4 protein-coding genes are annotated in these 6,416 nt (G+C 70.5%); 1 reads left to right on the top strand and 3 read right to left on the bottom strand.

The features are described from left to right. Positions 1-265: 265 nt before the first annotated feature. The gene (locus D7V93_RS35320; RefSeq protein ID WP_120647548.1) at positions 266-2,554 is read left to right on the top strand and encodes a DUF8729 domain-containing protein; all 2,289 of its coding nucleotides are present in this window, start codon (positions 266-268) and stop codon (positions 2,552-2,554) included. On the opposite strand, the gene D7V93_RS35315 is transcribed toward D7V93_RS35320, so the two are convergent. The 3 genes from D7V93_RS35315 to D7V93_RS35305 all read right to left on the bottom strand — a co-directional run bounded on the left by D7V93_RS35315 (position 2,541) and on the right by D7V93_RS35305 (position 6,164). After that, entirely contained in the window at positions 2,541-4,025 is a 1,485-nt protein-coding gene (locus D7V93_RS35315) for an alpha/beta hydrolase family protein (RefSeq protein ID WP_244237694.1), read from the bottom strand. The genes D7V93_RS35320 and D7V93_RS35315 overlap by 14 nt on opposite strands. Positions 4,026-4,072: 47 nt before the next feature. After that, complete coding sequence (locus D7V93_RS35310) at positions 4,073-5,548, bottom strand: hypothetical protein (RefSeq protein WP_120647547.1); 1,476 nt, start codon at positions 5,546-5,548, stop codon at positions 4,073-4,075. Between the two features lie 121 nt (positions 5,549-5,669). Beyond that, positions 5,670-6,164 (bottom strand): peroxiredoxin, encoded by a 495-nt coding sequence (locus D7V93_RS35305; protein ID WP_120647546.1) that lies wholly within the window; start codon positions 6,162-6,164, stop codon positions 5,670-5,672. Positions 6,165-6,416 lie beyond the last annotated feature (252 nt).

Raw genomic sequence — 6,416 nt, 5'->3', positions numbered from 1 at the left:
GACGTACGCGGCAGGGGCGGCGGGGCAGGGCGATTGGAGATGGAAGTCATGTGTTCCAGTTTATCGGGCCTTCGAATCCGAATGTTTCCGCTCGGGGTGTAGGACTCGCACTCCTGAAAAATGAGAGCCGTTTGACCACCTGGGACCACCCGGAAAGGGACGCCCGCAGCGCAAAAAGCACGCCCTGTTGCAACTGAGTAACAGGACTTGAAATGCGGCCATTGTCCGTATTACAGGTTTATCTCACTTTGAAGGGAGTGCCGACATGCAGGACTTGCGGAAGCGGTTCTCGACGTCCCCCCGTCGCTGGCGTCCGGTCACGTCGCTGGTGCTGGGTTGCGCCTTCGCGGTTCCCCTTTCCGCGTTCGCGGTGGACCGTACGCCCCCGGCGGTTTCGCGGGCCACGGCGGCCCCCGGCGCGGCGGTCGCCACCTCCCTGAAGGCCGGCGGCAGCACGCTGACGACGCCCGCGGGCCTGGTGTTCCACCAGACGGCGCGGCCCGTCAGCGCCCTGCGCACCCTGGACGTGGTGGCGGACTCCGGCGTGCAGCTCCATGTCTGGAAGGAGCGTCAGGCGGACGGCACCGACCGGGCCTATTCGGCCTACACCCGGGGCGGCACCGAGCTGATGGGGCGCGTGCAGGAGGAGCAGTACCTCATCCGGCTGCAGGAGGCGTCGTTCGACCCGCTGGCGCGCAACGCGCCGCTGCTGGGCAACGCGCTGGTGGCGGACCGGGACAACACCCTGTCGCTGGTGCAGTTCCACGGCACGCCGCTGCCGGAGTTCCGTGAGACCATCGAGGCAGCGGGCGGCAAGGTGCTGCGCTTCCTGTCGGATCACACCTACCTCGTGGAGATGGCCCCTGAGGTCCGCGCGCGCGTTGCCGGGCTCCCCGCGGTGCGCTGGGTGGGCGACTACCACCCGGAGTACCGCCTGGAGCCGGTGCTGCGGGACGCGCTGCTCGGCCGGGCGACGGCGCTCGCGCCCCAGCGCTACTCCATCATGCTGGGCGAGGGTGGCGCGGCGCGGCAGGCCCGCGTGACGGCGCTGGTGGCGCGGCTGGGCGGCAAGGTGGACCTGGTGGAGCCGGGCGGTCTGCGCGTGGAGGCCACGCTCAGCCAGGAGCAGCTGGACCAGGTCGTGCGCGCCAACGAGGTGCAGTTCATCGACCGCTGGGGCGGGCCCGGCGAAGTGGACATGAACATCGTGCGCGAAACGGGCGGCGCCAACTACCTGGAGACGCTCAAGGGCTGGACCGGGCAGGGCGTGCGCGGCGAGGTCTTCGACACCGAGCTGCGCACCACCCACCAGGAGTGGCCCACCGCGCCCATCATCCACAGCGTGGGGACGACGGGGTCGCTGCACGGCACCAGCTGCTACAGCCACAACTTCGCGCGGGGCGTGGACCCGTTGGCCCGGGGCCTGCTGCCGAGCGGGCAGGGCATCTTCTTCCTCTACAGCGAGTCCACCCAGTTCGGCGGCACGAAGTCGCGCTACACGGCGAACCAGGAGCTGCTCAACCCCGCGGGCCCGTACCGCGCGGTGTTCCAGACCTCCAGCGTGGGCAGCGCGCTGACGACCGCGTACACCACCATCTCCGCGGAGGTGGATGACTACCTGTTCAAGGCGCCGCTGCTCAGCACGCAGTCGCAGAGCAACTCGGGCACGCGCAACTCGCGCCCGCAGGCGTGGGCGAAGAACATCGTCTCCGTGGGCGGCGTGAAGCACTACAACACGCTGGCGCGCACGGATGACAACTGGGGCTCCGGAGGCAGCATCGGCCCGGCGGCGGACGGCCGCATCAAGCCGGACCTGGCGTTCTATTACGACTCCGTCCGGGGCGCGTCCGGCACCAGCAACACCAGCTACACGGAGTTCGGCGGCACCAGCTCCGCGACGCCGCAGACGGCCGGCCACTTCGGCCTGCTGCACCAGATGTGGCACCAGGGGGTGTGGGCCGGCCACGGTGGCGCGGCGGACGTCTTCCTCAGCCGCCCGCAGATGGCCACCGCCAAGGCGCTGATGATCAACGGCGCCGCGCGCTACAATTGGACCGCGGGCGGCTCCAACGCGGACATCGACCGCAACAAGCAGGGCTGGGGGACCTCCGACCTCAAGCGCCTGCTGGACCGCGCGCCGAAGACCTTCATCGTCAACGAGACGGACGTCCTCACGCCGCTGGCCGTCAAGTCGTACAACATCAGCGTGGCCGCCGGTGAGACGGAGTTCAACGCGACGATGGTCTACACGGATCCCATGGGCACCGTGGGCGCGGCCCGGGCGCGCATCAACGACCTGTCCCTGCGCGTGACGTCCCCGTCGGGCGTCGTGTACTGGGGCAACAACGGGCTGACCGCCGGCAACTTCTCCACCTCCGGCGGCGTCTCCAACAAGGTCGACACCGTGGAGAACGTCTTCGTCCAGAACCCCGCCGCGGGCACCTGGAAGGTGGACGTCCTGGGCGACGAGATCGTCCAGGACGCCCGCCTGGAGACCACGGCGGTGGATGCCGACTACGGCCTCGTGGTGAGCGGCGGCGTCAAGGTGCCGTAGTCGCCGGAGCCTTGGCCTTCGTGCCGTGGGTGGCCACGGGCTTCTCCGGGCCACTCGCGGCGCGCTGGATGACGGGCAGGGACGCGCTCAGCTTCCCCAGGTAGAGCCGGCCGTGGAAGCCGGTCTCGCTGGGGGCGGCGAAGAGCGCCACCTTCCGGGGTGCGTCGGGCTCCTGGCGCACCTCGGCCGTCGGGTTGATGCCGTGCACGTCGCAGTCCACCTGCTGCCAGACGTTGAAGCGGCAGCCGTAGTGAGCCCCGCGCTCGAAGCCCGCGTCCAGCGCCCGCACGGAAGAAGCGGGCAGGGCCTTCGTCAGCCGCGCGCCCATGGGCTCGAACTTCGAGTCCCAGCCCACGCTGCCCGTGCGCACGTGCACGTCGCCCGCGAGCACCAACAACCAGGCGTCCGGGTTCGCCTGGCGGAAGGCGATGAGGTGCTTCGCCATCTCCTCCTCGCGCGCGTTGCCGGACGCGGCGCTGGAGTCGAACGCCACCAGCGAGACGGCGTGCCCCTGCGCGCGCAGGCGGCGCGCGGCCTCGATGAGGTGGAGCATCCCCGCGCTGCTGCGGCCGTCCTGATCCACGCGGCGCCAGAAGTCGCTGACCACCAGCAGGCGCTCCAGGTCCGCGTCCCCGCCCGCGCTCGCCAGGTACTCCTCCAGCACGGCCTGATCCCCCGCCGGCATGGACAGCGCCAGCGCCACGGGCAGCTTCCGCTCCGTCGCGTCGCACAGCATGCGCGCGGCGGCCTCAGGCAGCTGGCGCGTGCCCAGCGGATCCGCGACGAGCACCGTCTGCCCGGCGGCGAGCAGCGGCGCCACGCCCTCCAGCGGTTCGCCGCAGCGCGGGGACGCGCCCGGGGTCGCCGCCTCCCAGCCGGCCACCTTCACGGAGCGCACCGGCGCGGATGCCCTGCCGCCCACCAGCTCCAGCGACGGCACCATCTCCAGCCGGGCCAGGACCTTGCGCTCCTGGGGCAGGTCGCGGACGCCCCGGCGCAGCTTGAAGCCCTCCATCTCCGGGACGCCTTCGAAGGTCTCCCGGGAGAACTCGTTGTGCATCTCGAACTGGGTGTAACCCTTGAGCCCCGGCCCCAGGCTCCCCGGCTCGGCGAGCACCTCGACGGACTGGTCCGCCTCCCGGTACTGGAGCCGGAAGATGCGGATGACGGACTGGCGCGGGCCCACCGCCTCGCCGCGCACCAGGTAGCGCTCGAAGGTGCGGTTGCCCCGCTGGTTCACGCCGATCTCCCACGAGGCGGAGTACAGGTCGCTGGAGGCCTTCTGCTCGAAGACGTCCAGGCGCTGCTCCTCCAGCACCCGGCGGGTGACGAACAGGGCCTCGTCCACCGGCACCAGGAAGACCTTCTCGACGGTGGGGATGGGCTCGGTGTCCACCGGATCGCCGTCCAGCCCGCGCGACAGGCTCGCGCACCCCATGCACATCAATCCCAGCGTCCAATGCCAGCGCATGTCAGCCCCCTGTCTGTCGCCCCCAGCCTACAACAGACGGGGCGCCGTCAGGGATTGGGGGAAGGCGGCGAGGGGTTCTCGCGTTGCTGGGCGACAGGACGGGGCGTGCCGGGTTCCGTGCGCTGGATGACAGGCGGAGAGGCGTTGAGCGGCCCCACGTAGAGCCGGCCGTGGAAGCCCTTGTCGCTGGGGGAGGAGAACAGCGCCACCTTGCGCGGCGTACCGGGCTGCTGGCGCACTTCCTCGGACGGGCTGAGCGCGTACACGTTGCACTCCACCTGCTCCCAGGCGTTGAAGCGGCAGGAGTACTGGGAGCCGCGCTGGAAGCCCACCTCCAGCGCCTTCACGGGGGAGGAGGGCAGGGCCTTCGTCAGCCGCGCGCCCAGCGGGTCGAAGTTCTTGTTCCAGCTCACCGGCTTCGTGCGCACGTGCACGTCGCCCGCGAGCGCCAGCAGCCACACGTCCGGGTGCGCCTTGCGGAAGGCGATGAGGTGCTTCGCCATCTCCTCCTCGCGCGCGTTGCCGGACGCGGAGCTGGAGTCGAACGCCACCACCGTGACGGCGTTGCCGTGCGCGCGCAGCCGCCGGGCCTCCTCGATGAGGCGCAGGAGCGCGCCGCTGCTGCGGCCGTCCTGGTACACCCGGCGCCAGAAGGAGCTGGCCACCAGCAGCTGCTCCAGGTCCGGGCCGCGGCCCTCACTGGCCAGGTAGTCGTCGAGCGCGGGCTGATCCTCCGCGGGGATGGACAGCGCGAGCGCCACGGGAAGCTGGCGCTCCGTCGCGTCGCAGAGCATCCGCGTGGCGGCCTCCGGCAACTCGCGCGTGCCCAGCGGATCCGCGACGAGCACCGTCTGCCCGGCGGCGAGCAGCGGCTCCACGCCCTCCAGCGGTTCACCGCACTGCGCGGCTGAATCCGGGGACTCGTCCTTCCAGCCCTCCACCGACACGGAGCGCACCGGCGCGGAGGTCTTGCCGCCCACCAGCTCCAGCGACGGCACCATCTCCAGCTTCGCCAGCAGCTTGCGCTCCAGCGGGAGGTCGCGGATGCCGCGCACCATCTTGAAGCCCTCCATGTCCGGCACGCCGTTGAAGGTGACGCGCTCGAACGTCTTCTGGGCGAGGTACTTCTCCTCCTCCTCGACGCGATCGTTGAGCCACTTGGGCTTCTGCTCGATGTTGGTGTCCTGCTCGCGGTAGCGCAGGCGGAAGACGCGGATGATGGACTGGCGCGGGCCCAGCGCCGAGCCCTTCACGAAGTAGCGCTCGAAGGTGCGGTTGCGGGGCAGGTTCACCCCCGGCTCGTGCGCGGAGGTGTAGAGCTCGTGCTCGCCCTCGCGCTCGAAGATGTCGTAGCGCCGCTCCTCCAGGACGTGGCGCATGGTGAGCAGCGCCTCGTCCACCGGCACCAGGTACACCGTCTCCTCGGTGGGAAGCTCCTCCTGCTCCAGGTCCTCGTCGTGCAGGTCTTTCGTCAGGCTCGCGCACCCGACGCACAACAGCCCCAGCATCCAATGCCACCGCATGATGTGACCCCCGGCCGGCCAGCGCGTCCCATGCTGCCCGCGAGCGGGCAGTGGCGTCCCGGGCTTCGGGACCTGGAGGCCTGGAGCCAGTGTAGCGGGAAATACGGCCTGTCCGTGTGTCTCAGGCCGGACGGGCGGGCGCGACTCCCTGACCTGTGAGCGACCGGACGACTTCCAGGGCGCCGGAGACGTGCTTGCGCACCTGCATCTGCGAGTCGAACGCGTAGCGGATGGTGCCCGTGCGGTCGGCGATGAAGGTCACCCGGCCCGGCAGGAGCCCCAGGAAGTTGGTGCCCACCCCGAAGGCCTTGCGCGCCGCGCCATCCGGGTCGCTCAGGAGGCGGAAGGGGAGCCGGTGTTTGGCGACGAACTTCTCATGCGAGTCCGCGGAGTCGCTGCTGATGCCCACCACGTCCGCGCCAGCGTCGGTGAAGTCCTGGTACTGGTCCCTCAGGCTGCACGCCTGGACGGTACAACCCGGCGAGTCGTCCCGCGGGTAGAAGTAGATGACCAGCACCTTGTCACCCAGCAGGTCGCGCAGCCGCACCGGTGCGTTGCCAGGCCCCGTCAGCGTGACCTCCGGAACCGCATCCCCTTCTTTCAGCATCTTGGCCATGGCACCCGTCTCCTCGGGGCGGGAGCATGGACCGCGCGCCCCCTGATTCGCAAATCAATCCCCCGGACGGCGCCGGACGGGTTGCCCGGGCTTGAAGGGCCTGGGCATTCTTTCAAGGAATGCCGTCACGCGACCTGCAGGACACCGAAGAGCCCCGGCGGGGTGGAGCGCGCGCCGCCCCGTCGGAGCGGCTGTACCTGCTGCTGCTGGAGGGCAACACGTCCACGGTGGTGCCGCTGCCCGGGGAGGGGT

Origin of the sequence: Corallococcus llansteffanensis (genome assembly GCF_003612055.1) — a bacterium.
Taxonomy (GTDB): Bacteria; Myxococcota; Myxococcia; order Myxococcales; family Myxococcaceae; genus Corallococcus; species Corallococcus llansteffanensis.
This window is presented reverse-complemented; position numbering and strand designations above follow the sequence as displayed.